This window comes from Comamonas endophytica, assembly GCF_023634805.2.
GTDB lineage: Bacteria > Pseudomonadota > Gammaproteobacteria > Burkholderiales > Burkholderiaceae_C > Comamonas > Comamonas endophytica.
In genome coordinates this window covers 1,911,363-1,931,809 of sequence record NZ_CP106881.1, presented here as the reverse complement: position 1 = coordinate 1,931,809, position 20,447 = coordinate 1,911,363, and the positions used below count along the sequence as shown (strand labels likewise).

Genomic DNA, 20,447 nt, shown 5'->3' with positions numbered 1-20,447 from the left:
AATTTGGGCAGGCGCTTGCTTTTTGAGGGGTGATACGGCACACTAGCAGGTCGAAATTTCAGGCATGACCTGGGTTTCTGAAAGGTTTTAGATGCCGAAGGCTGTCGCCGCCCGTTGTTTTCAGACTGGTCATGCGATTTTTTCAGGGACAGCCTTTGCCGTTGCGCCATGGATGGCGCCAGCGTGCAGGGCTGGCTCGGCCCTGCAATTGTCTGCTGTCGCACGGCCGGAGCGGCCCTTGCGGGGGCATGCGATGCATGGATCGATGCGCGCCGGCAGGCCTGTGGGCGGCAGCGTCTTTGGCCATCGCGGGCGCATCCCGTCCAGCTGCAAACGGGTCTATTGCCAGGAATATACCGTCAAGACGCCGCGCTTGCGAGATTGCGGTGGCCCGGAGCTGCGGGTGCCCGATGCCTGCGATGACACCCGCGACCGTTACGCCAGCTTTTACCAACATCATCGATGAAGACGCAACCAGTATTCGCCGGCCAGGGCCGCGAAGGGTGCCATGAGGGGCCCTTTGCCCCGTCTTATTTTTCGCAACCGGGCGACAGCATTCTTGCGCCCTCCCCGATTGTGGACAGTCCTGTCCAAGAAAGATCCGCGGAGATGGAAACACCACTTCGTAAGACCCCTGAGCTGCCGCTGCGTAACGTGCGCCAGAACATCGTGCAATCGATCCGCGCCTACCGCGTGCAGGACCTGCAGGAGGCCGCCAAGGTGCTGGGCAACCACTTCCTGTATGCCAATCTGGCGCATGCCCAGACCAAGCAGGACATTCTCGACCTGATTGCCACGCAGTTCATCTTTCCGGCGCATTTCGGCAAGAACTTCGATGCGCTCTACGACTGCCTCACGGATCCGCTGCACAAGGCCGGACCGCAGCCGGGTTTCATCCTGGTGCTGGACCAGATCCCGACCACCACGAAGTTCGACAAGGAAGTGCGCGAGCAGCTGCTCGACAGCTTCCGCGATGCGGCCGACTACTGGGCCGAGCGCAAGATCTCGTTCCGCTGCTTCTACTCGTTTCTATAACTTGGCGGACTCCAGCCGAGGGACGCCGAGGAAGGGCCGCCCCTAGGCGGGCCCCCTAGGCGGGCCCCCGCACCGAAGGCGTCGTCCCTGCGCGGGCCGCCCTAGGCGGGCCCCCCTGGCCGGGCGTCCCCCTCCACCGAAGGATGAGAGGGGAAGCGGGCTCGGCGCCTGCCGCAAAGCCGCTCAGGGGGTGCTGGCCAATTCTGCGGCAAGTGCCACATATTCCTCTACGGAGACTTCCTCGGCGCGGCGCTTCACATCGAAGTCGCCGCCGTAAGCCTTGTCCTCCAGCCAGCGGCCCAGCGTGTGGCGCAGCAGCTTGCGGCGCTGGCTGAAGGCCACCTGCACCATTTCCTCGAGCAGGTGCTTGTCCACAGGCGCGGGCGCGGCGCGCGGCACCATGCGCACCACGGCGCTGTTGACCTTGGGCGGCGGATCGAAGCTCTCGGGCGGCACGAACAGCACTTCTTCCATCGCATAGCGCCACTGCAGCAGCACCGACAGCCGGCCATAGGCCGCCGTAGAGGGCGCGCCCACCATGCGGTCGATGACTTCCTTTTGCAGCATGAAATGCTGGTCCTGGATCACATCCACATGCTCGAGCAGGTGGAACAGGATGGGCGTCGAGATGTTGTAGGGCAGGTTGCCGACCACGCGCAGCTGCTGCGTCTGCAGTTGCTGCGCGACGGCGGTGAAATCGACCTTAAGCACATCCGACTCGATCACCTCGAGCTGCTGGTGCAGGCGCAGCCGCAAGGCCAGGTCGCGGTCGAGCTCGATCACGGTGAGCCGGCCGACGCGCTCGACCAGCGGCTGCGTCAGGGCCATCAGGCCGGGGCCGATCTCGACCATCGGGTCGCCGGCTTTGGGGTCGATCGCGTCGACAATGGCATCGATGATGCCGCCATCGGTCAGGAAGTTCTGGCCGAAGCGTTTGCGGGGAATGTGTTTCAAAACTGGCTACTCTTATTGCGGGGGATCGCGGTATTCCACATAGGCGCGCCCGCGCACTTCCTGGACCCAGGTGCTGTAGGCCTTTTCGAGCTTCTGCTCGCGCACCACGTTGCGCAGCATGTCGCGCTGCTCGCGCGGTGTCAGCGTCGCCTGGCGGCGCTCGATCAGCTGGATCAGGTGCACGCCAAAGCGCGATACCACCGGAGCACTCACCTCGCCCGGCTGGAGCTGGTTCAGCGCCTCCTCGAACTCGGGCACATAGGCGCCGGGACCCGCCCAGCCCAGGTCGCCGCCCTGCTTGGCGCTGCCGTCCTGGGAATGGTCGCGCGCGAGATCCTCAAAGCGCGCCTGGCCGGCCTGCACGCGGCGGCGATAGTCGGCCAGGCGCTCGGCGGCCTGGCGTTCGTTGAGCTGTTCCGAAGGACGCAGCAGGATGTGGCGGGCATGGTTCTGCGTCACAACCGCGGGCACGCCCTGCTGCGAACGGTCCAGCACCTTCAGCAGGTGGAAGCCCGCGCCCGAGCGCAGCGGCCCGATCAGCGCACCCTTGGGGGAGCCGCCCACGGCGCGCATGAACAGCTCCGGATAGCGGTCCGCGGGGCGCATGCCCAGCGCACCGCCCTCGCGCGCCTCGGGCGCTTCCGAATATTCGCGCACCACGGCCGCGAAATCCTGGCCGGCGCGCAGCTTCCCGAGCGCCTCGTTCGCGCGCGCCTCGCGCTCGGCCACCACCGCGGGCGCCGCGTTCTCGGGCACGGGAATGAACACATGGCCGAGGTTCAGCGCAGTGGCGGACAGGTCGCCGCTGCTGCGCTGCTCCTTGATGTACTGGTCGATGTCCAGCTCGCTCACGCGCACCCGGCCGTCGACCTCGCGCTCGCGCAGGCGCTGCAGCAGCAGCTGGCTGCGCAGTTCCTCGCGAAAGCGCGTGGCACTGATGCCATCGGAAGCCAGCCGTGCCAGCATCTGCTCGAGCGACAGGCCGTTCTGGCGCGCCACGTTCTGCGCGGCCTGTTCAACGGCGTAATCGTCGACTTTCAGGCCCTGTTCGCGCGCGCTTTGCAGCTGGGCCTTTTCCACGATCAACCGCTCGAGCACTTCGCGTGCCAGCACGTCCTCGGGCGGCAGCTTCCCGCCCTGCTCCGAGACCGACTGGGCCACGCGCGCCATGCGGTTGCGCACTTCGGTATTGGTCACCGGCTCGGAATTGACCACCGCCACGATGTAATCCGCCGAGCGCACGCCGGTATTGCCGGGCACGGCGCGGACGCTGCTGTCCAGCGCCTTCGACAGGGAGGCACCCGTGCCGCCGGACGGGCGCAGGCCCTGCGCCTGGGCACCGCCAGCGGCGAGAGTGGCCAGGCACACGAGGCCCATGGCAAGGGTGCGGGGGTTGAGTGAGGAAAGACGCATGTTGGTTCAATCGTAATTGCTGAAGCGGCTGGGCACCGTGGTGGTCTGGCGCAGCGCCTGATAGCGGGGGATATTTTGCTGCAAGCTTTGCAGGGGGTTGGAGCCCAGGCTCAAACGCGTGAAACCGACGAACTCAACCTGGAACAGCAGCCGGGTGTTCGAGGTGTTCAGGCTGCTTTGCAGGCGTTCGAGCACGACGCGCCCGACCCAGCAGCAGCTGTCGTATTCAAAGCCCACGACCGTATCGACCAGCCTGCGGTCCTGCAGACTGTAGTTCAAACGGCCCACGGAGTACCAGCGCCCGCCTTCGCGGCCCTTCTCCTCGGACGCCCAGGGGTTGCGGATCGGCCATTGCCAGCCCACGTCGACCTGTTCGCTGGTGCCGCGCAGCAGGCGGTAGGCGGCGCTGATGGTGCGGTAGCTGCCCGGGCTGTAGCGCGCGCCAACGGTGGTGCGCTCGGAATGCCCGGTTTCGCGGTTGTACTGCACCGCCGCGTCCAGCGCCCACTGCGGCGTCCAGTTGATCGAGGCGCCGAACAGGATGTCCGAGAGCCGGTCGGTGGCGGGCACCTCGCCGGGCAGCGTCACACGCTGATCGGAGAAGCGCACGCGCTGGGCCACGCCGAAGCGCGCGGATTCGGCGCCGGTGTCGGCATCGATCAGGCGGGTGGTGAGGCCCAGGGTCAGCAGGTTGTTGTCGGCAAAGCGGTCCTGGCCGCTGTAGCTGTTTTCGCTGTAGATCGTCGCCAGGTTGAAGTCATTGAGCGCGGTGTCGTACACCGGCAGCATGTTCTGGCTGCGGTAGGGCGTGTAGGTGTAGAAGGCGCGCGGCTCGAGCGTCTGCAGCAGCTTGCGGCCGAAGAGCTGCGTGTCGCGCTCGAACACCAAGCCGCTGTCCAGGCTCACCGTGGGCAGCGTGCGCGAGGCCGAGCGCATGCCGTTGCTCAGCGGGTCGTCGAACTGGTACTGGGACGCATGCAGCTTGAGCTTGGGCGTGAAGAACGCGCCCGGCGAAACGAAGGGGCGGCTGATCTCCGCCGCCAGGTAGCTGCGCTGGGCGTCGGGCTGGCGCGTCAGCCGCGGGTCGCCCTCGAAACGCGTGGTGTCGGCCTCGATGCTCATGTCCAGGCCATGGCCCAGGTTCAGCGGCGTATAGCGCCACTGCAGCTGCGGCATGCGGTCATAGGGCGGCGTGATCGGTGCGGCCACGTCCTGCAGCGTCTGCCATTTGAGCGTGCGCAGCATCAGCGTGCTGTCCTCGCCCGCCCAGCTCAGGCTCGCGTCGCTGGCCAGCAGCCGGTTGTTGTTGAGCAGCCGGTTGGTGCCCCGGCGCGTGAAATCGCGCCAGTAGTCGTTGTCGCTGACGCGGTTGAGATTCAGGTTCAGCCCGAGGCCGCCCCAGGGCGAGGCGATCTGGGCCTGGTGCTGCAGACCATAGGACCAGCGGTCGCGGTCGCGCAGACGGTCGCCGGGCATGTAGTCGAGCTGCAGCTGGCCCTGGTAGGTGGGCTCCAGATAGCGGAACTCCGCGCCCAGCTTGACGCCGCGCTTGCTCATCAGCGTGCTGGACAGCGTCGCGTCGCGGTTGGGTGCGATGTTCCAGTAATAGGGCTGGGTGTATTCGAAGCCGCTGAGATTGTCCAGGCCCATGGTGGGAGGCAGGAGGCCCGACTTGCGCTTGTCCGACAGCGGAAAGCTCACGACCGGAATCGGCAGCAGCGTCACGCCCTTGAACTGCAGCTGGGCGTCGCGCGCATAGCCGACTTCCTCACCCTGGTCCAGATGGATGGAGCGCGCCTTGAGCATCCAGTCCGGCTCCCAGCTGGCCTCGTCGTCGCGCCGGCAGGTGGTGTAGGTGGCGTTGTGGATGATGGAGCGCTCGCGGTCCAGGAACTGGATCTCGCTGGCATCGCCATGCGCCTGCGTGGCCAGGAATTGGTAGCTCGCATCGGTGAAATTGCCGCGGAAGGCCTCGACCTCGAGGTCCAGCCGGCTGCCGTCGAAGACATTGCCCGCGCGATTGATGTGCACCTGCCCCTCGGCCTGCAGCCGGTCGTCGGCCACGGTGTATTCCATGCGGTTGGCGCGCACGATGGTGTCGCTGCGGCGCAGCTCGGCGTTGCCTTCGATCACGGCGCGCACATTGGCCTGGCCCGCGATCGAATCACCGGACACGTAGGCCGGCTGCAGTGCGCGCGCGTCCTCGGGAATCCGCTCCTGCAGCATCGGGCTGGAACGCAGCACCGGCGAAGGCAGCGGTTCCTGCGCGGCGTTCTGGGCCTGCGCCAGTGCCGGCAGGCCGGCCCAGGCCAGCGCCATCCACCACACCAGGGGACGGACGGCCGGCAGGCCGGACGGCAGTTGCCGCCGGGACTGCGGGCAGGACGTGGGCATGGCAAGGGAGGGCGGGCAAAAAGGCACGGTGGATGAAAGATGGAAAGCTTGGGGGCCGGAGCCAATGCTTGCACACGGGCAGACAGGCGACTTTAGAATCCCATTATCCATGAGCCACCCCATCTCCCCCATCGCCAGCGTTGATTGGCCCGATGCCGACCGCCAGGCCGCCTTTGCCGCCTGGCTCGCGCCCCTTGTCGGCTTGCACCAGCTGCAACCCCAGACCCTGCGTCCGGCCTCGGCCGATGCGAGCTTCAGGCGCTATCTGCGGCTGGACCGCCTTGGCGGCGACAGCCTGATCGTCATGGACGCGCCGCCCGACAAGGAGGACTGCGCGCCCTTCGTCAAGGTGCAGGCGCTGCTGGCCGAGGCCGGCCTGACGGTCCCCGAGATCCTTGCCTGGGACCAGGCCCACGGCTTCATGCTGCTCAGCGACCTGGGCAGCCAGACGCTGATCGAGCGCCTGGACCCGGCTTCGCCCGGCGAAGCCGAGCCCTGGTACCGCCAGGCCACCGACCTGCTGCTGCAATGGCAGCTGGCCTCGCGCCCCGGCGTGCTGCCCGTCTATGACGAGGCCCTGCTGCGCCGCGAGCTGGCGCTGTTTCCCGACTGGTACCTGGCGCGACACAAGGGCGTGACGCTGGCCGGCAAGCAGCTGGAAACGCTGAACAAGGCCTTCGACAGCATCGTCGCCCACAACCTGTCCGTGCCCAGCGTCTACGTGCACCGCGACTTCATGACGCGCAACCTGATGCTGCCGCGCGAGGCCGGCGGCCCGCTGGGCGTGCTGGACTTCCAGGATGCGGTCTACGGCCCGATCACCTATGACATCGCCAGCCTGCTGCGCGATGCCTTCATCAGCTGGGAAGAGGAGTTCGTCATCGACATCTGCGTGCGCTACTGGGAAAAGGCGCGCAAGGCCGGGCTGGTGGGCGCCACCAGCGCCACGGGCTGGGGCGACGACTTCGGCGAGTTCTACCGCGCCGTCGAGTGGATGGGCCTGCAGCGCCACTTCAAGGTGGCCGGCATCTTCGCGCGCCTCACGCTGCGCGACGGCAAGCCCAGGTACCTGGCCGACACGCCGCGCTTCATCCAGTACATCCGCGCCACGGCCCACCGCTACCGCCAGCTCGGCCCGCTGCTGAAGGTCATCGACGAGATCGAGAACATCCAGGTGGTCGAAGGCTACGCCTACGGCAGGATGTAAGCGAGGGCAGCATCTGCTTGCTGCTCTTGCCATTCCATACATAAAAAGTGCCGGCAGACCGCCTGCCGGCTTGATTTTCCAGCCCATGCCCCGTTTTCATTGCCCCATACCCCTGCAGACCGGCGCCACGCTGGAGCTGCCGCCCGGCGCGGCGCGCCATGTGCAGGTCTTGCGCCTGCAGCCCGGCGATACCATCACCCTGTTCGAAGGCCAGGCCGGCAAGGGCTTCGCGGGCGGCGAATTCGAGGCCACGGTGCTGCGCATGGGCCGCAGCGACGTGCAGGTGGAGGTCGGCGCGCACCGCGCGCTGGAACGCGAGCCCGCGCGCGAAGTGCATCTGCTGGCCGGCATCACGGCCAACGAGCGCATGGACTGGCTGGTGGAAAAGGCCACCGAACTGGGCGCCACCAGCATCACCCCGCTGCTGGCCGAGCGCAGCGTGCTCAAGCTCAAGGGCGAGCGCGGCGACAAGAAGCGTGCCCACTGGCAGGCGATTGCGGTGGCGGCCAGCGAGCAATGCGGGCGCAACCGGGTTCCGGTCATCCATCCGGCCACCGATCTTGCCGGCTGGATTGCCAACGCTCCGGCATTGGACCAGCAGGCGCGGCTGCTGCTGTCGCTGGGCGAAGGGACACAGCCGCTGCGTGCGGCGGCTGAACAGCATGCGCCGGCCCTCCAACCTGTAGTGTTCCTGTCGGGTCCGGAAGGCGGGCTAAGCCCCCAGGAAGAGGCGCTGGCGCGGGCCAACGGATTTGCGCCGGTGACTCTTGGGGCGCGCGTGTTGCGGGCGGAGACGGCGCCACTGGCGGCGTTGGCGACATTAACTCTGGATTGAGGGCAGGACGTCCACCCTTCGACAAGCTCAGGGCGAACGGTTAATACCTGCTTCAGGTTTTACCGTTCGTGGTGATCCTGAGCTTGTCGAAGGATCGAACCATGGACGGGCTGCCCTATAGAAATCCGGCGGCCTACTCAGCCGCCACCGGCAAACTGGCAATGACTTGCGCCACAGCCGCCGTCAATTTCTTCGCATACGGCACATGCAGGAACTCATTCGGCCCGTGCGCATTGCTCTTCGGCCCCAGCACCCCGCAGACCATCATCTGCGCCTTGGGGAAGCCCTGGCTCAGCAGATTCATCAGCGGGATCGTGCCGCCCTGCCCCACATAGCCGCAGGCGGCGCCGAACTGCGCCTGGCTGGCGCTTTGCAGCGCCTGCTCGAACCAGGAATCCATGGGCGGCGCGTTCCACCCGCTCGACGAGCTCAGGCCATCCCAGGTGACGCGCGCCTGGTAGGGCGCGTTGTCCTCGAGCAGGGCCTTCATTTCCTGCACGCAGGCCGCGGCATCGACCACGGGCGGCAGGCGCAGGCTCAGCTTGAAGGCGGTGTAGGGGCGCAGCACATTGCCCGCGTCCTGCATTGCCGGGAAACCGTCGGCGCCGGTCACGCTCAGCGTCGGCTCCCAGGTGCGCTTGAGCAGTGACTGCACCGGATCGGTGGTGGTGGGCAGCGCGAAGGTCGTGGCGCCGCCACAGTCGTAATGCGCCCAGGGGAAGCGCTTGGTGACCTCCTCGCCCAGGATGGCCGCCGTGGCGCGCGCCTGCGCCAGCCGATCCGCCGGTACCTCGCAATGGAAGCTGGCCGGCAGCAGCCGGCCGGTGGCGCTGTCTTCCAGCCGGTCGAGCACCTGGCGCATGATGCGGAACGACGAGGGCACGACCCCCGAGGCATCGCCCGAGTGCACGCCCTCGGTGAGGATCTCCACCTTGAGCGTGCCGCTGGCCATGCCGCGCAGGCTGGTGGTGAGCCACAGCTGGTCGTAGTTGCCGGCACCGCTGTCCAGGCAGATCACCAGCGCCACCTCGCCCAGGCGCGGGCGCAGCGCGTCCACATAGGGCAACAGGTCGCGCGAGCCGCTTTCCTCGCAGGTCTCGATCAGGCCACAGATGCGTGGATGCGGCACGTTCTGGCGCTTGAGCTCCTGCACCGCGGCAATGCTGGCATAGACCGCATAGCCGTCATCGGCGCCGCCGCGGCCGTAGAGCTTGCCGTCCTCGTACTTGGGCGTCCACGGCCCCAGGTCGCTGCGCCAGCCCTCGAACTCGGGCTGCTTGTCCAGGTGGCCGTACATCAGCACGCTGCCCTGGCCCTGCGACTGCGCCCGCGTGGCCTCGACCTCGAAGAACAGCACCGGCGTGCGGCCCGGCAGGCGCACGATCTCGAGCATCAGGCCCGGCACCTTCTGCGCTTCGACCCAGGTGGCCGCGTTGCGCAGCACGGTGTCGAGGTAGCCCTGCTGCTCCCAGTCGGGCGCGAACATCGGCGACTTCGCCGGAATGGCGATGTATTCAGTCAGTTGGCCGACGATGTCCCGGTCCCACTGGGCGCTGACGCGCTCCAGGGCAAGGGCCGGATCGAGGGCGGTGGCGGGGATGCGTGCATTCATGGCGATAGCTCCTTCGTCGGTGCCACGGCCGGCCGTGGCGATGCCCTATTGTCCGCGCAGCCGCCCCACCTGTCTGCAGTGCGGCTCGCCTCAGGCTCGCCTCAGACGTGTTCCAGACAGAAGACCGCGGTGCCGGCGCGCAGATTCGGCAGCAAACGCACCTCCTGCCCGCCCTGCAGGCCGAAGGCATCGCGCACGCTCAGCCGGTTCTTGTGCGCCAGCACCTCGAAGTCCTTGAAGGTGCCGACGCGGATGTTGGGCGTGTCGTACCACTGGTAGGGCAGCCGGCGCGTGACCGGCATGCGCCCGCGCAGCACCGACAGGCGGTTCGGCCAATGCGCGAAATTGGGAAAGGCGACGATGCCCAGGCGGCCGATGCGCGCGGTCTCGCGCAGCATGACCTCGGCATTGCGCAGATGCTGCAGCGTGTCGATCTGCAGGACCACGTCGAAGCTGTTGTCGCCGAACATCGCCAGCCCGTCCTCGAGATTGAGCTGCAGCACGTCGACGCCGCGGCGCACGCAGGCCAGCACGTTGGCGTCATCGAGCTCGACGCCATAGCCGCTGCAGCCGCGCTCCTGCTGCAGGTACGACAGCAGGGCGCCGTCGCCGCAGCCCAGGTCCAGCACACGCGCGCCCTCGGGCACGAGGCGGGCAATGGCCTCGATGGTGGATTTCTCGCTCATGCGAACTCCTTTGCGATGCTTTCGAAATAAGAGCGCATGACGCCCAGGTAGCGCGGATCTTCGAGCAGGAAGGCATCGTGGCCGTGGGGCGCGTCGATCTCCGCGTAGCTCACGCGGCGCTGGTTCTCCAGCAGCGACTTGACGATCTCGCGGCTGCGCGACGGCGCGAAGCGCCAGTCGGTGGTGAAGCTCACCAGCAGGTACTTCGCCCGGCTCGCCGCCAGCGCCCGCGTCAGGTTGCCGGCATGCGCGCGCGCCGGGTCGAAGTAGTCGAGCGCGCGCGTGATCAGCAGATAGGTGTTGGCATCGAAATAGTCGCTGAACTTGTCGCCCTGGTAGCGCAGGTAGCTCTCGATCTCGAACTCGATGTCCTGGGTGCTGTACTTGAGGTCCAGCCCGTCGCGCAGCTGACGGCCGAACTTCTGGTTCATCACATCGTCGCTGAGATAGGTGATGTGGCCGACCATGCGCGCGATGCGCAGGCCGCGGCGCGGCACGACGCCATGGTCGTAGAAGTTGCCGCCGTGGAAATCCGGGTCGGTGACGATGGCGCGGCGGGCCACCTCGTTGAACGCGATGTTCTCGGCGTTCAGGTTCGGCGCGCTGGCCACGACCACCGCGTGCGCCAGGCGCTCGGGGTGGCGCAGCGACCAGCACAGCGCCTGCATGCCGCCCAGGCTGCCGCCGAGCACGGCCGCGAGCTTCGAAATGCCCAGCCGGTCGAGCAGCCGCGCCTGCGCATCGACCCAGTCCTCGACGGTGACCACGGGGAAATCGGCGCCGTAGACCCTGCCGGTATCGGGATTGGTGTGCATCGGCCCGGTGGAGCCGAAGCACGAGCCCAGGTTGTTGACGCCGATCACGAAGAAGCGGTTGGTGTCGACCGGCTTGCCCGGGCCGATCATGTTGTCCCACCAGCCCTCGCTCCTGGGCTGGTCGGCATACACGCCGGCCACATGGTGCGAGGCATTGAGCGCGTGGCACACCAGCACCGCGTTCGAACGCTCGGCGTTGAGCTCGCCATAGGTTTCGTAGGCGAGGTCGTAATGGTGGATCGAGGCGCCGCCCTGCAGCGGCAGGGGCTCCTCGAAGTGCATGGACAAAGGGGTGGCGATGAAGGACATGAAAAAACCCGGCATCGCTAAAAACGAGGCCGGGTCGAGATGTCGTCGGACGGGTCTTTAGCTGGATTTATAAAGCGCCCGCAAGCATTGGCAAATCGGCGCGTGAAGTGGCCATTATGCCAAAACGCCGGCGCCCGGTGCCCACAGCGCCAGCACGCCCAGCACCAGGAAGATCGCCGCCGACACCAGGTGCACGATGCGCAGCGGCACCAGCCGCGTGATGCGCTCGCCCAGCCAGACCACGGGCGCATTGGCCAGCATCATGCCCAGCGTGGTGCCGGCCACGACCCACAGGTAGGCGTTGTACTTGGCGGCCAGCACGACGGTGGCGATCTGCGTCTTGTCGCCCATCTCGGCCAGGAAGAAGGCGATCAGCGTGGTGCCGAAGACGCCCCAGCGCGACATGGCGGCGGTCTCGCCCTCCTCGAGCCTGTCGGGAATCAGCATCCACACGGCCATTGCAATGAAGCACGCGCCCAGCACCCAGCGCAGGACCTCGGGGCCGATGAAGGTGGTCACCCAGGCGCCGACGGCGCCGGCCAGTGCGTGGTTGGCCAGCGTGGCCGCGAGAATGCCCAGCACGATGGGCCAGGGCTTGCGAAAACGGGCGGCCAGGACAAGTGCCAGCAGTTGCGTCTTGTCGCCCATCTCGGCGATGGCAACGATGGCGGTGGAGAGGAGAAAGGCTTCCATGGGGGACGAGTGACAGCAGGCCGGAGACGATGCGAACGCATTGGCTGCGCACCGACTCCGGCCATGTGGATCGGCACCCAGCCAATGGTCTCGCCCAGAAAAGGAATCCGCGAAACGGCTTCCTCGAACCGCATGCACCATAGGTTGTGGGAACCCAAGCTTGTTGATGCATGCCTTCGGTGCGTTGCACACCGAACGGGCTACTCCCCAAAGACAAGCCGCGATTCTAGCCAGCCTGGCGGGAGGGTGCCGGATGGCGGGTAAATACCACCCTTAAAAGTGTTGTAGCCATACCGAAAGTCGAATCCAGAGCATTTTGTGTGGGTATATATGACTCATAATGTCCAAGCCTTTCCGCGAAGCAATGAGTAGTAGGCAGGTGCGTTTCGGTCTCTAAAGTTGTCACGGGTAGTTGACTCCCTAGGGCTCCATCGCGTTTTCAAGTGTTTTTTCAGGAGTCCTCCATGGGCAACAAACTTTACGTCGGCAACCTGCCGTACTCTTTCCGTGATGGCGACCTCGAGCAAGCTTTCAGCGAATTCGGCAACGTCAACAGCGCCAAGGTCATGATGGAACGTGACACCGGCCGTTCGAAGGGCTTCGGCTTCGTCGAAATGGGCAGCGATGCGGAAGCACAAGCCGCTATCCAGGGCCTGCATGGCCAGAACCAAGGCGGCCGTGACCTCGTGGTCAACGAAGCCCGTCCCATGGAACCCCGCCCTCCCCGTAGCGGTGGCGGCTTCGGCGGCGGCGGTTACGGCGGCGGCAATGGCGGCGGCTTCGGCGGCGGCCGCAGCGGTGGCGGTGGTTTCGGCGGTGGCCGCAACAGCTACTAAGCACTGACTCAGGGTTTACCGTAATCCAATGTCAAAAAAGGGCCTTCGGGCCCTTTTTTTTCGTCTTTTTCCTGCAAATGCGGCTTTGGCTGGCTTTTTTTTTGCATTTCTTTTCCCGCATAATTTGTTATCGGGGTCCCCGATATCAGTGCAGGTGATTTGCAATGCGTGCGCAGGTTTTCTTTCATGGATCGCTGGCAACATGTGAGCACCACAGCAATTGTGTTACTTGAGGAGTTTAGGAGTCTCTAATGGGCAACAAGCTGTATGTTGGCAATCTCCCTTACGGAGTGCGCGACAACGACCTGGAGCAGGCATTCAGCCCGTATGGTTCGGTGACGAGCGCCAAGGTGATGATGGAACGCGACACCGGTCGTTCCAAGGGTTTTGGTTTCGTCGAGATGGGCAGCGATTCGGAAGCACAGGCAGCGATCCAGGGTATGAACGGCCAGTCGCTCGGCGGCCGCAGCGTCGTCGTCAATGAAGCACGTCCCATGGAGCCACGTCCTCCACGCAGCGGCGGCTTCGGTGGCGGTGGTTACGGCGGTGGCGGCGGTGGCGGCTACGGCGGTGGTGGTTATGGCGGCGGCCGCGAAGGTGGCGGCGGCTATGGCGGCGGCCGTGAAGGCGGCGGCTACGGTGGCGGCCGCGAAGGTGGTGGCGGCTACGGCGGTGGCCGTGGCGAAGGTGGCGGCGGTTATGGCGGCGGCCGTGACGGCGGCTACGGCGGTGGCCGCGAAGGCGGCGGCCGCAATGATGGCGGTTTCCGCAGCCCCTATGGCTCGGGCCCCCGTGGCGGTGGCCGCGGCGGTTACAACCACGGCGAATAATCCCGGCGCAGAAATGAAAAAGGCTTCCACGGAAGCCTTTTTTGCGTCTGGCATAAACCGCGCATCGCACCATTAATGTGCGCAGCGCGGATTTTCAGGGCTCGAGCCGGTGCCGGTGCTTGGTTTGGCGTCCCTGCAGCAGGCGGTCGAATAAGGCATTGGGCAATACCCGCAGCAGTTTGGCGACGATGCCCATCTGCCAGGGAATGACCGCATAGCTGCTTTGGCGCAGGATGGTCCGGCAGGCGCGCCGTGCGAAGTCCTCGGCGCTCAGCAGAAAGGGCATCGGATAGCGGTTGCCTTGCGTGAGGGGCGTGGCCACATAGCCGGGCAGCAGCGTCACCACGCGCACCCCGCTGGCGCGCATCTCGCCGCGCAGGCTCTCGCAGTAAGCCACCACGCCAGCCTTGCTCGCGCAGTAGGCGCCATGCCCGGGCAGCCCGCGGATCGCGGCCACGCTGGCCAGCCCGACCAGCGTGCCCGAACCGCGCGCCTGCATGGCGCGCAGGAAGGGGTGGAAGGTCGCGGCCATGCCCAGGTTGTTGGTGGCCAGCAGCTGCGCCATCACGTCGAGGTCTTCGCGCTCGGCGGTGTCCACGCCCCAGCTCACGCCCGCGTTGGCCACCACGATCTGCGGCAGGCCCTGGCGTACGATGCACTGCGTGCCGGCCTCGACGATGCTGTCGGCCTTGGACACATCGGCGCCGTAGATGGCGTAGCGCGCCGGCTCCAACCCCCGGACCGCGGCCCAGTCGTGCATGGCCTGGGTGTTGCGCGCCACCAGCGCCAGGTCATGCCCCTCGGCATAGAAGCGTGCCGCAAGCGCCTGGCCGATGCCGCTGGAGGCACCGGTGATGAAGACCAGGGGACGCGCCGACGCTGCCATGGTCAGCGCGCCGGCCCGGGCTGCAGTACCCCGCGGACCCGGCCGTCCAGCTGCAGTACCTGGTCCAGGTTGTCGTAGCGCAGGCGGTCGGCCGTGAAGCGGTCCGCGCCGCGCCACAGCACCACCGGCCTGTCCGAGACGACGCGCTCCTCGCTGGTCCAGGCATGCAGGAATTCGCCCTCGAAGCGCAGCTCGGGCGAGAGCGTGCCATCCGGCAGCCGCACGGCCTCGCGCGTGACGCGCGCATCGCCGGACAGCTGCACCTCGGAGCCATCGCCATTGCTCAGGCCGTGCAGCGCGGTGGCCCGGGTGCGCCGCCCGTCCGGGGCCTGCGCATTCAGTTGCACGCCATCGATCTCCAGCGTATCGGTGTCGGGGTAGTGGCGCGCCATCTCGCCCTGCAGCTGGCGCGTCATGCGGCCCGCCGCATCGAAGCTGCGCACCGAGAAATCCTTCATGAAGTAGTCGGGCTCATGCACCGGCGCGCGCGCGGGCGCGTCGGGCAGCGCCGAAGGCGCGTTGCGCACCAGCCACCAGCTGGCAAGCGCCATCAGCCCCATCAGCACCACCGGCAGATAGAGCGTGAAACCGTCCCAGCCACGGCGCCATCGGCTGCGCATCATGCATAGCCTTCCAGCAGCGCTGCATAGCGGCCCGACGCCACCAGCAGCAGATCGCAGAATTCACGCGCCGCACCCTGCCCGCCCGGGCGTTCGGTGACGTAATCGGCCGCGGCCAGGGCCTCGGCCTGTGCATTGACGGGCGCGCAGGCGAAAGCCGCGCGGCGCATGACCGGCAGATCGGGCCAGTCGTCGCCGATGGCAGCGGCCTGGCTCCAGTCCAGGCCCAGCGCCTGCAGGAATTCCTCGGCCGCGGGCCGCTTGTCCTCGGTGCCGAAGCGCGCATGCTCCACGCCCAGGTTCTTCAGGCGCAGGCGCAGCGGCGCCGAATCCCGCCCCGTGATCACCACCGGGGTGATGCCCGCCTTCTGCAGCAGCTTCAGGCCATGGCCGTCGAGGGTATTGAAGCGCTTGATCACCTCGCCCTCGTGCGTGAAATACAGCCCGCCATCGGTGAGCACGCCGTCGACGTCGAAGAACGCCACGCGCACCCCCTGGGCCTTGAGCAGCAGCTGCGGCGCGAATCCCAGCGCCGGGGACAGAGCGGGACGCTGCATCAGATCACCTTGGCGCGCATCAGGTCGCGGATATGCACCACGCCGACCAGTTCGTCGGTGCCCTCGACCACGAGCACCGAGGTGATGCCGTGCTGCTCCATCAGCCGCGCGGCATCGACGGCCAGCGCCCGCGCCTCGATGGTGTGGGGCTTGGCATGCATGACCTCGCCGGCCGTGGTGCTCAGCAGGTCGGCGCCGCGCTCGATGCGCCGGCGCAGGTCGCCGTCGGTGAACACGCCGAGCAGCCGGCCGTCGGCGCCGACGACGGCCGAAGCGCCCAGGCCCTTGGCGCTCATCTCGCGCATCAGCAGCAGGAAGGGGGCGTCGGCCGGCACGCGCGGCACGTCGCTGCCCGAGCGCATGACGTCGCCCACATGGGTCAGCAGCTTGCGCCCGAGCGCGCCGCCCGGGTGGGAGCGCGCGAAATCCTCGGCCTTGAAGCCGCGCGCATCGAGCAGCGCCACCGCCAGCGCATCGCCCAGCGCCAGCTGCGCCGTGGTGCTGGCCGTGGGGGCGAGGTTCAGAGGGCAGGCCTCGCGCTCCACATAGGTATCGAGCACCCAGTCCGCATGGCGCGCCAGCGTGGAGCGCGCGTTGCCGGTCATGCCCACGACGGGCACGCCCTGGCGCCGCAGGGCGGGCAGCAGGGCCGCGATCTCGTCGCTCTCGCCGCTGTTGGACAGCGCCAGCACCAGGTCCTTTTCCGTCACCATGCCCAGGTCGCCATGGCTGGCTTCGCCCGGGTGCACGAAGAACGACGGAGTGCCGGTCGATGCCAGCGTGGCGGCGATCTTGCGGCCCACATGGCCGCTCTTGCCCATGCCCATGACCACCACCCGGCCCTGGATCTCGAGGATGCGCTCGACCACCCGCGCGAACACGGGGGACAGACGGTCGGACAGGGCCAGCAGGGCCTGGGCCTCGATGCCAAGGGTGTCGCGCGCCAATTGCAGGGCCTGGGGGCCGTCGAACGCGCGCGCGGAAGCGGATGCAGAATTCATGCCCGGATTTTATGCGCCCTTCCCGGAAGGCGCGCAGCGCGGGGCCGCAGCGTGCGGGAACGGCCGCATTGACCTGGGTAACAGCCTGTATACACTCCTGCAGCCGCTGGCCCCGCCCGGCCCCGATCCCGAACACCGTTTCCCATGCTCCACACCACCATCAACGAATATCTGCGCCAGTACATCCGCACGGTGCCCGACTGGCCCGCGCCCGGCGTGCAGTTCCGCGACATCACGCCGCTGCTGCAGGACCCGAAGGTCTTTCGCGTGCTGATCGATGCCTTCGTGCACCGCTACATGGACGCGGCGCTGCGGCCCGACGTCGTTGCCGGCCTGGACGCGCGCGGCTTCATCCTCGGCGCCGTCGTGGCCTATGAGCTCAACGTCGGCTTCGTGCCGATCCGCAAGAAAGGCAAGCTGCCCTTCACGACCGTCGAAGAGACCTACGAGCTGGAATACGGCAGCGCCACCGTGGAGCTGCATGCCGATGCCGTCAAGTCCGGCGACCGGGTGCTGCTGATCGACGACCTGATCGCCACCGGCGGCACGATGATGGCCGGCAAGAAGCTGCTGGAGAAGCTCGGCGCCGAGGTGATCGAGGGCGCGGCCATCGTCGATCTGCCCGAACTGGGCGGCTCCGAGCGCCTGCGCGAAAGCGGGCTGCCGCTCTACACGCTGGTGGACTTTGCCGGCCACTGAGCACCCGATGCCACCCGTTCCCGTTCAACCCCGGCGGCTGCTGGGGCGCGTCGCCGGCATTGTCGCCCGCGCCCTGGGCCTCCTGCTGGCCCTGGGCCTGGCAGCCTTTGGCGCGCTGGCGCTGTGGAGCCATGCGCCGGGCGGGCGGCTGGCTGCCGCGGCGCTCGCCGGCCTGTGGGTGGTCTGGGTTGGCGCCGGCGGCCTGCTGGCCAGCGCCGATCCACGCTCCTGGCGTGCCTGGGGGCTGCTGGCGGCGGGCTGCGTGCTGCTGGGCCTGTGGTGGAGCTCGATCACTCCGTCCAACGACCGCGTCTGGGCCGCCGACGTGTCCCGCACGCTGCGCGCGGAACGCAACGGCTCGGAGGTACTGCTGCACAACGTGCGCAATTTCACCTGGCGCAGCGATGACGACTACACCGCGCGCTGGGAAACCCGGCGCTACGACCTCGACCGCCTGCGCTCGGTCGACATGGCGCTGTCCTATTGGATGGGCCCGGCCATCGCCCATACCCTGGTGTCCTTTGGCTTCGATGACGGCCGCCAGCTGGTGTTCTCGGTCGAGGTGCGCAAGGAGCGCCACGAGCGCTATTCCGCGCTGGCCGGATTCTTCAAGCGCTACGAGCTGGCGCTGGTCGCGGCCGACGAGCGCGACATCCTGGGGGTGCGGGCGCAGGTGCGCGGCGAGGACGTCTATCTCTACCGCGTGCACATGCCCGCGCCGGCCATGCGCGCGCTGTTCGAGCAATACCTCGGCGAGGCCGAGGAACTGCACGCCACGCCGCGCTTCTACCAGACGTTGACCGCCAACTGCACGACCATCGTCTATGCGATGATGCAGCGCATCGTGCCCGGCCTGCCGCTGGATTGGCGCCTGCTGCTGTCGGGCTATCTGCCCGGCTATGTGCAGGAGGCCGGAGCGCTGACGCCGGGCTATTCGCTGCAGGAACTGCAGGCGCGCGGGCGGATCACCGAGCGCGCGCAGCATGCCGGCAGCGATGCCGATTTTTCCGCCGCCATCCGGCAGGGGTTGCCGGTCCATCCACGTTGAGGTCCCATGGCTTCATTGACCCGCCTAGCCGCCCTGTTCACCCTGTGTACCGCCGCGCTGCTGGCGGGTTGCGCGGGTGTCCGGGTCAGTTCCATCCAGCCATCGGAATACCTGTCGCAGCGCCGCTCCGACATCCTCACCGCCGGCCGGCTCAGCGCCGCCACCCAGGAGGCGCTGCGCGTCATCGGCCTGCAAGGCGAGCACTGCGCGCAGCTGCCTGCCCAATGCCGCGCCACCATTGCCGACACACCCGGGCTGACCGACGAGCAGCGCCTGTCGTCGCTGGCCGAGCTGTGGACGCAGGCCGCGCTGCAGTCCCAGCGCAGCGCGCCCGGCAGCCATGGCAGCGACGAGATCGAGGCCTGGCTTGAAACCGCGCGCCATGCCTATGCCTACCTGTTCTTCTCTTCGCGCAAGCCCGGCGAGCGCGTCTTCGAGGACCGCCAGACCCAGGTGCGCGACTATTACAACCACGCGGTGGAGCAGGCCATCACCGGACTGTTCCGCCACAGCCCTGAGCAGCATCTCGCGGCGCTGGAATCCTCGGTGCTGCCCTGGCACGGCTGGAACCTGCATCTGAGCCTGGACGGTATCGTGCGCCCGCGCACGCAGCAGATGCCGCGCGAGCTCATCACCGCCGCGTCGCTGAGCTTCTCGGGCCTGCGCAACCTCTACCGCCGCGAGGGTTTCGGCGGCGAGCTGGTCGCGGTCTTCCCCATCGATGACAAGCTGCAGGACAGCAGGCCCGGCGGCACGCCCCGGGCCGAGGGAGCGGGCCAGCCATTCCGCGAAGCGCCCTTCCCGGCGCTCACCGCGCTGCTGCGCTTCGAGGGAAAGTCGCTGGCCGAGGTGCTGCAGACGCGCGCCATCCACGTGCAGATGTACGACCCCTACCGCTTCAGCCGGGTGGAGCTCGCGGGCGAGCAGGTGCCGCTGGCCGGCAACTTCACCTCGGGCTACGGGCTGTGGCTCGCGCGCTCGGGCTTTTCCGTGCATGCCGTGCGCTCGCTGCTGGGCCTGGGCCACGGGCTGCAGCGCCCGCGCATCTACCTGATGCAGCCCTACGACCCAGACCGGCGCGTGGTGCTGATGCTGCACGGCCTGGCGAGCAGCCCCGAGGCCTGGATCAATGTCGCCAACGAGGTGCTGGGCGACGAGACGCTGCGCAGGAACTACCAGATCTGGCAGGTCTACTATCCGACCAGTGCGCCGTTGGCGCTCAACAACCGCGCGATCCGCGACGCGCTGCAGGCCACCATCGCGCATTTCGACCCGCAGCGCCAGGCTCCGGCGTCGCAGCGGATGACCGTGGTGGGCCACAGCATGGGCGGCGTGCTGGCGCGGCTGCTGGTGTCCTCCAGCGGCAGCCAGGCCTGGGACCGGTTGCTCGAGGATTACCAGCTCGAGCCCGGGCAGCGGGTGGAGCTGCAGCAGCGCATGGCGCCGCTGCTCGATTTCGAGCCGCTGCCGCAGATCACCGATGCCATCTTCATCGCCTCGCCGCACCGCGGCACCTCCTATGCCAACAACCGGGTGGCGCGCTGGGTGGCCCAGCTGATCACGCCGCCCTCCCCCATGCTCGAGCAGGTCGACGACGTGCGGCGCGCGCTGGCCCGGCTCCAGCCCCGGCCGGGCCGCCAGGGCCTGCTGCGCATTCCCAACAGCATCGACAACCTCAGCGACGAGGACCCTTTCGTGCGCCTGACCTCGAACCTGCCGCTGGCGCCGCAGCTGCGCTACCACTCGATCATCGGCGACACCGCACCCGCCCGGCCGCTGGCCGATTCCAGCGACGGCTGGGTCCCGTACGCCAGCGCGCACCTGCCCGGCGCCGCGTCGGAGCTGGTGGTCGAAGCCGGCCACAGCGTGCAGGAGCATCCGCAGGCGATCATCGAGATCCGGCGCATCCTGCACGAGCAGCTGCGGCGGTCCGGAGGGAATTGCGCACGGAGGCCGGCATCGTTCGATCCGCTGCCCTGCCCGAGGGTTGGGGCAAGCGGGGGGTGATGCTTTTGTC

Annotated in this window: 20 protein-coding genes; 8 read left to right on the top strand and 12 right to left on the bottom strand. The window is 67.6% G+C overall.

Annotation, left to right across the window (positions count from 1 at the left end; all coding sequences use genetic code 11):
* The first annotated feature begins 609 nt into the window (after positions 1 to 609).
* Positions 610 to 1,035, top strand: coding sequence for a barstar family protein (locus tag M9799_RS08650; RefSeq protein WP_231042847.1), 426 nt, complete (start codon positions 610 to 612; stop codon positions 1,033 to 1,035).
* Between the two features lie 183 nt (positions 1,036 to 1,218).
* Here the strand turns inward: M9799_RS08650 and rsmA are convergent, their stop codons facing one another.
* The 3 genes from rsmA to M9799_RS08635 are packed head-to-tail and all read right to left on the bottom strand — an operon-like array spanning position 1,219 to position 5,796.
* Entirely contained in the window at positions 1,219 to 1,989 is a 771-nt protein-coding gene (gene rsmA / locus M9799_RS08645; RefSeq protein WP_231042848.1) for a 16S rRNA (adenine(1518)-N(6)/adenine(1519)-N(6))-dimethyltransferase RsmA, read from the bottom strand.
* Between the two features lie 12 nt (positions 1,990 to 2,001).
* Entirely contained in the window at positions 2,002 to 3,402 is a 1,401-nt protein-coding gene (locus M9799_RS08640) for a peptidylprolyl isomerase (protein ID WP_231042849.1), read from the bottom strand.
* Between the two features lie 6 nt (positions 3,403 to 3,408).
* Positions 3,409 to 5,796 carry an LPS-assembly protein LptD gene (locus tag M9799_RS08635; protein ID WP_422688838.1) on the bottom strand — a complete coding sequence of 796 codons (2,388 nt, stop codon included), beginning with the start codon at positions 5,794 to 5,796 and terminating at the stop codon, positions 3,409 to 3,411.
* 109 nt (positions 5,797 to 5,905) lie between these two features.
* Between M9799_RS08635 and M9799_RS08630 the strand changes: the two genes are divergently transcribed.
* Together M9799_RS08630 and M9799_RS08625 are read left to right on the top strand one after the other, a co-directional pair.
* The gene (locus M9799_RS08630; protein WP_231042850.1) at positions 5,906 to 7,003 is read left to right on the top strand and encodes an aminoglycoside phosphotransferase family protein; all 1,098 of its coding nucleotides are present in this window, start codon (positions 5,906 to 5,908) and stop codon (positions 7,001 to 7,003) included.
* An 85-nt stretch (positions 7,004 to 7,088) separates the two neighbouring features.
* Complete coding sequence (locus M9799_RS08625; protein ID WP_231042851.1) at positions 7,089 to 7,838, top strand: 16S rRNA (uracil(1498)-N(3))-methyltransferase; 750 nt, start codon at positions 7,089 to 7,091, stop codon at positions 7,836 to 7,838.
* A gap of 133 nt (positions 7,839 to 7,971) precedes the next feature.
* Here the strand turns inward: M9799_RS08625 and M9799_RS08620 are convergent, their stop codons facing one another.
* The 4 genes from M9799_RS08620 to M9799_RS08605 form a co-directional block, all read right to left on the bottom strand.
* The gene (locus M9799_RS08620; protein ID WP_231042852.1) at positions 7,972 to 9,450 is read right to left on the bottom strand and encodes a M20 family metallopeptidase; all 1,479 of its coding nucleotides are present in this window, start codon (positions 9,448 to 9,450) and stop codon (positions 7,972 to 7,974) included.
* Positions 9,451 to 9,551: 101 nt separating this feature from the next.
* A complete protein-coding gene (gene metW, locus M9799_RS08615) occupies positions 9,552 to 10,136 on the bottom strand; it encodes a methionine biosynthesis protein MetW (RefSeq protein ID WP_231042853.1) in 585 nt (194 codons plus the stop codon).
* On the bottom strand, positions 10,133 to 11,260 hold the full coding sequence (gene metX / locus M9799_RS08610) for a homoserine O-succinyltransferase MetX (RefSeq protein ID WP_231042854.1): 1,128 nt from the start codon (positions 11,258 to 11,260) through the stop codon (positions 10,133 to 10,135). Before metX ends, metW begins: the two co-directional genes overlap by 4 nt.
* Positions 11,261 to 11,374: 114 nt before the next feature.
* A complete protein-coding gene (locus M9799_RS08605; protein WP_231042855.1) occupies positions 11,375 to 11,953 on the bottom strand; it encodes a TMEM165/GDT1 family protein in 579 nt (192 codons plus the stop codon).
* A gap of 464 nt (positions 11,954 to 12,417) precedes the next feature.
* On the opposite strand from M9799_RS08605, the gene M9799_RS08600 reads away from it, so the two are divergent.
* Positions 12,418 to 12,789 (top strand): RNA recognition motif domain-containing protein, encoded by a 372-nt coding sequence (locus M9799_RS08600; protein ID WP_255662523.1) that lies wholly within the window; start codon positions 12,418 to 12,420, stop codon positions 12,787 to 12,789.
* Positions 12,790 to 12,797: 8 nt separating this feature from the next.
* Here the strand turns inward: M9799_RS08600 and M9799_RS08595 are convergent, their stop codons facing one another.
* Entirely contained in the window at positions 12,798 to 12,977 is a 180-nt protein-coding gene (locus M9799_RS08595) for a hypothetical protein (protein ID WP_231042856.1), read from the bottom strand.
* Positions 12,978 to 13,040: 63 nt separating this feature from the next.
* Here M9799_RS08595 and M9799_RS08590 point away from each other — a divergent pair, with 63 nt between their 5' ends.
* Positions 13,041 to 13,619 carry an RNA recognition motif domain-containing protein gene (locus M9799_RS08590; RefSeq protein ID WP_231042857.1) on the top strand — a complete coding sequence of 193 codons (579 nt, stop codon included), beginning with the start codon at positions 13,041 to 13,043 and terminating at the stop codon, positions 13,617 to 13,619.
* A 94-nt stretch (positions 13,620 to 13,713) separates the two neighbouring features.
* Here M9799_RS08590 and M9799_RS08585 read toward each other — a convergent pair whose 3' ends face one another.
* Genes M9799_RS08585 through M9799_RS08570 form a run of 4 tightly spaced genes read right to left on the bottom strand, consistent with a single transcriptional unit; the run spans position 13,714 to position 16,683 of the window.
* Positions 13,714 to 14,505: an SDR family oxidoreductase gene (locus M9799_RS08585; RefSeq protein ID WP_231042858.1), complete on the bottom strand. Its 792-nt coding sequence runs from the start codon at positions 14,503 to 14,505 to the stop codon at positions 13,714 to 13,716.
* A 2-nt stretch (positions 14,506 to 14,507) separates the two neighbouring features.
* Positions 14,508 to 15,125, bottom strand: a complete 618-nt coding sequence (lptC, locus tag M9799_RS08580) for an LPS export ABC transporter periplasmic protein LptC (RefSeq protein WP_231043234.1) — start codon at positions 15,123 to 15,125, stop codon at positions 14,508 to 14,510.
* Positions 15,125 to 15,682, bottom strand: coding sequence for a KdsC family phosphatase (locus M9799_RS08575; protein WP_231042859.1), 558 nt, complete (start codon positions 15,680 to 15,682; stop codon positions 15,125 to 15,127). The genes lptC and M9799_RS08575 overlap by 1 nt, the downstream gene beginning before the upstream one ends.
* Entirely contained in the window at positions 15,682 to 16,683 is a 1,002-nt protein-coding gene (locus tag M9799_RS08570) for a KpsF/GutQ family sugar-phosphate isomerase (RefSeq protein ID WP_231042860.1), read from the bottom strand. Before M9799_RS08570 ends, M9799_RS08575 begins: the two co-directional genes overlap by 1 nt.
* A gap of 144 nt (positions 16,684 to 16,827) precedes the next feature.
* On the opposite strand from M9799_RS08570, the gene M9799_RS08565 reads away from it, so the two are divergent.
* From M9799_RS08565 to M9799_RS08555, 3 genes are read left to right on the top strand one after another with little or no spacing between them, the layout of a single operon-like run.
* On the top strand, positions 16,828 to 17,382 hold the full coding sequence (locus M9799_RS08565; RefSeq protein ID WP_231042861.1) for an adenine phosphoribosyltransferase: 555 nt from the start codon (positions 16,828 to 16,830) through the stop codon (positions 17,380 to 17,382).
* 7 nt (positions 17,383 to 17,389) lie between these two features.
* On the top strand, positions 17,390 to 18,430 hold the full coding sequence (locus M9799_RS08560; RefSeq protein ID WP_231042862.1) for an Lnb N-terminal periplasmic domain-containing protein: 1,041 nt from the start codon (positions 17,390 to 17,392) through the stop codon (positions 18,428 to 18,430).
* Between the two features lie 6 nt (positions 18,431 to 18,436).
* Entirely contained in the window at positions 18,437 to 20,437 is a 2,001-nt protein-coding gene (locus tag M9799_RS08555) for an alpha/beta fold hydrolase (protein ID WP_231042863.1), read from the top strand.
* Positions 20,438 to 20,447 lie beyond the last annotated feature (10 nt).

Bases quoted from the DNA above. Each gene is read 5' to 3' on its own strand.
- M9799_RS08650 (WP_231042847.1), top strand. From the start codon at position 610: ATGGAAACACCACTTCGTAAGACCCCTGAGCTGCCGCTGCGTAACGTG.
- M9799_RS08640 (WP_231042849.1), bottom strand. From the start codon at position 3,402: ATGCGTCTTTCCTCACTCAACCCCCGCACCCTTGCCATGGGCCTCGTG.
- M9799_RS08635 (WP_422688838.1), bottom strand. From the start codon at position 5,796: ATGCCCACGTCCTGCCCGCAGTCCCGGCGGCAACTGCCGTCCGGCCTG.
- M9799_RS08630 (WP_231042850.1), top strand. From the start codon at position 5,906: ATGAGCCACCCCATCTCCCCCATCGCCAGCGTTGATTGGCCCGATGCC.
- M9799_RS08625 (WP_231042851.1), top strand. From the start codon at position 7,089: ATGCCCCGTTTTCATTGCCCCATACCCCTGCAGACCGGCGCCACGCTG.
- M9799_RS08620 (WP_231042852.1), bottom strand. From the start codon at position 9,450: ATGAATGCACGCATCCCCGCCACCGCCCTCGATCCGGCCCTTGCCCTG.
- metW (WP_231042853.1), bottom strand. From the start codon at position 10,136: ATGAGCGAGAAATCCACCATCGAGGCCATTGCCCGCCTCGTGCCCGAG.
- metX (WP_231042854.1), bottom strand. From the start codon at position 11,260: ATGTCCTTCATCGCCACCCCTTTGTCCATGCACTTCGAGGAGCCCCTG.
- M9799_RS08605 (WP_231042855.1), bottom strand. From the start codon at position 11,953: ATGGAAGCCTTTCTCCTCTCCACCGCCATCGTTGCCATCGCCGAGATG.
- M9799_RS08600 (WP_255662523.1), top strand. From the start codon at position 12,418: ATGGGCAACAAACTTTACGTCGGCAACCTGCCGTACTCTTTCCGTGAT.
- M9799_RS08595 (WP_231042856.1), bottom strand. From the start codon at position 12,977: ATGAAAGAAAACCTGCGCACGCATTGCAAATCACCTGCACTGATATCG.
- M9799_RS08590 (WP_231042857.1), top strand. From the start codon at position 13,041: ATGGGCAACAAGCTGTATGTTGGCAATCTCCCTTACGGAGTGCGCGAC.
- M9799_RS08585 (WP_231042858.1), bottom strand. From the start codon at position 14,505: ATGGCAGCGTCGGCGCGTCCCCTGGTCTTCATCACCGGTGCCTCCAGC.
- lptC (WP_231043234.1), bottom strand. From the start codon at position 15,125: ATGCGCAGCCGATGGCGCCGTGGCTGGGACGGTTTCACGCTCTATCTG.
- M9799_RS08575 (WP_231042859.1), bottom strand. From the start codon at position 15,682: ATGCAGCGTCCCGCTCTGTCCCCGGCGCTGGGATTCGCGCCGCAGCTG.
- M9799_RS08570 (WP_231042860.1), bottom strand. From the start codon at position 16,683: ATGAATTCTGCATCCGCTTCCGCGCGCGCGTTCGACGGCCCCCAGGCC.
- M9799_RS08565 (WP_231042861.1), top strand. From the start codon at position 16,828: ATGCTCCACACCACCATCAACGAATATCTGCGCCAGTACATCCGCACG.
- M9799_RS08560 (WP_231042862.1), top strand. From the start codon at position 17,390: ATGCCACCCGTTCCCGTTCAACCCCGGCGGCTGCTGGGGCGCGTCGCC.
- M9799_RS08555 (WP_231042863.1), top strand. From the start codon at position 18,437: ATGGCTTCATTGACCCGCCTAGCCGCCCTGTTCACCCTGTGTACCGCC.